At 38.6% G+C, this 4,508-nt stretch carries 3 protein-coding genes and 1 pseudogene; all 4 read right to left on the minus strand.

Annotated features, from left to right (window positions below; translation table 11 throughout):
* Positions 1-399 precede the first annotated feature (399 nt).
* The 4 genes and pseudogenes from hemG to pepQ all read right to left on the minus strand — a co-directional run bounded on the left by hemG (position 400) and on the right by pepQ (position 4,376).
* Positions 400-930, minus strand: a complete 531-nt coding sequence (gene hemG, locus BHE89_RS10145; RefSeq protein ID WP_069368041.1) for a menaquinone-dependent protoporphyrinogen IX dehydrogenase — start codon at positions 928-930, stop codon at positions 400-402.
* Positions 931-950: 20 nt separating this feature from the next.
* Positions 951-2,402 carry a Trk system potassium transporter TrkH gene (trkH, locus tag BHE89_RS10150; protein WP_069368042.1) on the minus strand — a complete coding sequence of 484 codons (1,452 nt, stop codon included), beginning with the start codon at positions 2,400-2,402 and terminating at the stop codon, positions 951-953.
* A gap of 25 nt (positions 2,403-2,427) precedes the next feature.
* On the minus strand, positions 2,428-3,048 hold the full coding sequence (locus tag BHE89_RS10155) for an IMPACT family protein (RefSeq protein WP_069368043.1): 621 nt from the start codon (positions 3,046-3,048) through the stop codon (positions 2,428-2,430).
* Positions 3,048-4,376, minus strand: a pseudogene (pepQ, locus tag BHE89_RS10160) (Xaa-Pro dipeptidase). Before pepQ ends, BHE89_RS10155 begins: the two are co-directional and overlap by 1 nt.
* Between the last annotated feature and the right edge of the window lie 132 nt (positions 4,377-4,508).

Raw genomic sequence — 4,508 nt, forward strand, 5'->3', positions numbered from 1 at the left:
AAATCGAAAACTTAGCTATTCATAAATGAATTTACTTTTGTTGTTCACTCTTCAAGACTTGATACATCTAATATTTTAGAAGATATCGTCTCTGCGAGTGCCCACACAGATTGTCTGATAATTTGTTAAAGAGCAGTGCAACATTCGCTGCCGTTTCCGGTCTTCTGCGTTGTTGCGAGGAGGCGTATAATACGTTATTCCTCTGAAGAGTCAAGAGTTTTTTCAAACTTTTTTCTTTTCTCTTCGCTGTCCTTCGTGGCTGTTGTCAGCTCATCGTCGGTCAGTGGATGCGCATTATAGGGAGATCTCGGATTAGCGCAAGTGTTTTTTTTTAAATAATTTTCCGTTCGTTCAAAACTCAAACAAGACGTATAAAAACCCCACAACAAAGATTAAATATCACCCAATTTTGGCAAAGTGCGTCGCAAATTCACTGACTTTATTCCAATCTGTATATTCGATTTCTTTTGTTGGATCCGTTTCGCCTTTAGTCATCTTCATAATTAGCTGGATCATGACTCTATCAATCCATTTATAACGAGGATAAAAAAGTGCGCCAGCAAAGACACCCGTTAACGTTGGCTTCCATGGCGTCTTATCTAAAAACTTACGCATATAAGCATTCGTCTCGGGGGTATTCTTTTCTGCTTTTCTTGCCGTAAGATTAACGCCAAAGAATGCGGACGGCATACTATTCAATTGTGCAAGATGACGAGTGATAAATTTATCGAGTGCTTTATTAAAGTAACCATAACGAATTGAAGCGCCCACTAAGACTTTATTATAAGCAGATAAATTTAAACTCTGCTGGACAGAGGTTAAATCTCTGACATCACAATCATGACCATGTTGTCTTAATTCATTCGCAATTTGCGTCATTATTTTTTTAGTTTGACCATCAGTACTACAATACAACAATAGCGCACTCATACATGACTCCTTGTATTAGATTAATCACGCCAAAACGTTGGGGTAAATAAAACCAATAGTGTGAAAACTTCTAGTCGCCCAAATAACATCGTCACGACCAATATCCATTTTGCAGCTGGATTCATTGTCGTGAAGTTATCAGCGACAATACCTAATCCAGGACCAAGGTTATTTAATGTCGTGGCAATAGCTGAAAATGCAGAAAATTCATCAACGCCTGTCGCTATCAATAACATTAAGCTAATAATAAATACCAACGCATAAGCGGAGAAGAATCCCCATACGGCCTCAATAATACGTTCGGGTAATGCGCGGTGACCAAGTTTGATGGTATATACGGCATTAGGGTGAACAAGACGTTTTAATTCACGATTCCCTTGTAGGAATAAAAGCAAGATACGAATAACTTTCAATCCCCCACCCGTTGATCCGGCACAACCACCAATAAATGCCGAGCATAATAATAGAAGAGGTAAAAATGCAGGCCACTGTGCAAAGCTATCCGTAGCAAAGCCTGCCGTTGTCGCCATAGAAACAACTTGGAAAAAAGCCTGGTTTATAGTTATCCATCCTGTGTCGTATACAGAATAAAGCCATAGAATACCGCTACAGATAATGACTAATCCCAATTGAATTGAGATAAACATCCGGAATTCAGGATCACGCCAATAGATATTTAAACTTCTTCCTGTTAGTACGGCAAAGTGCAAACCAAAGTTACAACCTGAGATCAGAAGAAATATACCAATAATGATGTTGATGGTTGGGCTATTAAAATAACCAATACTGGCATCATGAGTAGAAAACCCACCAATCGCAATCGTTGAAAAGCTATGAGAAATAGCATCGAACACATCCATACCTGCAATCCATAATGCTAAGGCACAAATGATCGTTAACAAGACATAGATAAGCCAAAGTGCTTTCGCTGTTTCTGCAATTCGAGGTCGCATTTTGTTATCTTTCAATGGACCCGGCATTTCTGCTCGATATAACTGCATTCCCCCAACACCTAAAAGTGGAAGAATAGCGACCGCTAATACGATGATCCCCATCCCTCCTAACCATTGGAGCATTTGGCGATAAAACAAAATAGCTTTAGGTAATGAATCTAACCCGACAAGCGTCGTAGCACCCGTTGTCGTCAGTCCTGAGAAAGATTCAAAAAAGGCATCAGTAATAGAAAGATGAGGTTGTTCAGAAAAGATAAATGGCAATGCCCCTACACTACCCAGTACCGTCCAGAATAAGACAACAATAAGAAAGCCTTCTTTAGGTTTAAGCTCACTTTTTTTATGGCGATTGGGGATCCACAGCATTAATCCGATGATTAATGCGACAATAAATGTTTGGCTAAATGCACGTCCTGCACCATCTCGATATATTAATGCGACAATACCAGGAATGATCATCGTGACAGAAAACAAGATAACAAGCAGTCCGACAATACGGGTTATTGAACGAAAATGCATTTAGCGATTTCCTTGGTAGCAAAGATTATTCATTTTTATCTAACGGGATTAATTGCATACTGCCACGACTTATATCTCGTAGTTTAACTTCTACTTCACCACTATGCACAGCAGGCAATGATAGTATAAAAGTGACTTTATCAGTATATTCACTTGAAAGTACTTGCCCATGATATTGTTCAATGACTTGTTCAAGTAATGAAACAAGTGAATATTCACACGCTACACTAAAACGTAACTGAGGCACTTTCGTTTTGGTTGGCAAAAGCTTTAAAGCTTGTTGAACGCCACTGCCATAAGCTCTCACTAACCCACCAGTTCCTAATTTGATCCCCCCGAAATACCGAACAACTACGGCGGTAACTTCTCCCATTCCACTTCCTAAAAGAGGTGCAAGAATAGGTTTTCCCGCGGTACCTGTTGGCTCACCATCATCAGAAAAACCTAATTGTTGTGAGTCATCGGGCCTTCCTGCAACAAAAGCCCAACAGTGGTGTCGGGCATCAGGAAATTGCGCTTTGATAGACTGGATATAATCTTTTGCTGCATCAATACCTTCAGTGTGAGCAATAAATGTAATAAAACGACTTTTCTTTATTTCTTCACTGAATTCTACGGTTTCAGCGGGGATCAAATACGCTTTCATCAGGCTAAGTGTAAGTCTCTGGTCATATTTTCAATTTTGTTATCGTGGATAATAATATTATCTTCAATACGAATACCACCAAATGGTTTGAAATGCTCAATAAGCTTCCAATTGAAATGAGTACTGTATTTCCCTTCTTTCCAAGGCGCTAACAAAGAGTCGATAAAGTAAAATCCCGGTTCAATAGTTAATACCATACCCGGCTCAACAATACGTGTACAACGTAAGAATGGGTACATTGCAGGAGCTGCTAAATGGGTTCCTTTATCATCTTGCATAAATCCAGCTGCATCATGAACTTGTAGACCTAAAGCATGCCCTAAGCCATGAGGTAAAAATGGTGTCGTTAACCCAGCGTTCACCATTTCTTCTTCACTCACACCTTTAACGAGCTCGTACTTATTAAGTAACCCAGCAATACGTTGATGCATTTGAACATGGTATTCAGTATAACGCACGCCAGCTTTCATTGTTGCAATCAGCGCTTGTTGTGCATCATTCATATCTTTAACTAACGAAGTAAATTCATGATTTTCTTTGGCACTATAAGTACGAGTAATATCTGCTGCATAGCCATTATACTCTGCGCCCGCATCAATAAGGAAACTACGATATTCATCCGGTGATTCATGATCTAATTTTGTGTAATGCAACACAGAAGCATGTTCATTTAAGGCAACAATATTACCGTAAGGAACATCGATATCTCGATGACCCGTAGCCATTAAATACGCCATATTAATATCAAACTCACTTAATTCGGCTTGGAAAGCTTCACGAGCAGCAATATGTCCGTTGACAGCCATTTTTTTGTGCTTCACGCATACAAGCTAATTCATAGCCTGTTTTATAGGCACGATAGTAATGATAATAATTAAGAAGAGATTGATTGTTGATATTATCAATATTCACACCTAATGATTCGGCTCGCTGTGTATTTGGACCAATATAAGCGGTATTTTTTATTAATATAAGGTGCTAGTTCTTTTTTGAATATCATCAATATTCTTGAGATGAATTAACTCAATTTCATGAGTCCAATAGCTACTTGGTAAAGCTTCAACACTGTGCCAATAATCAACTGGGGAATAGAACCATAATTTAGGTTTATTAACGCCATCCGCTAATAACCAACAATGTGGTACATCTGTTACAGGTACCCATGCTTTAAAATGCGCATTCACTTTAAAAGGGTAATCACTATCATCAAGGAAAATACGGATAGGTTCACCTGAATGGATTAATACAGAATCAAGATGGTGTCTGGATAAAGCATCACGCGTACGATTTTGTAAAGTTTTGATATGTTCTTGGTACAGAGAGAGCAATTTTTTCCATTATTAATTACCTTATCTTATTCATTATTGATGATTCAGCTTAACACGCCAACTCTTTTAGTTGGCTAACCCCATAACAAAATAGATTATTGCCGATTTATCTCCTCTCTTTTTATCAAACTG

This window comes from Shigella sp. FC1967 (assembly GCF_001743005.1).
Lineage (GTDB): Bacteria > Pseudomonadota > Gammaproteobacteria > Enterobacterales > Enterobacteriaceae > Proteus.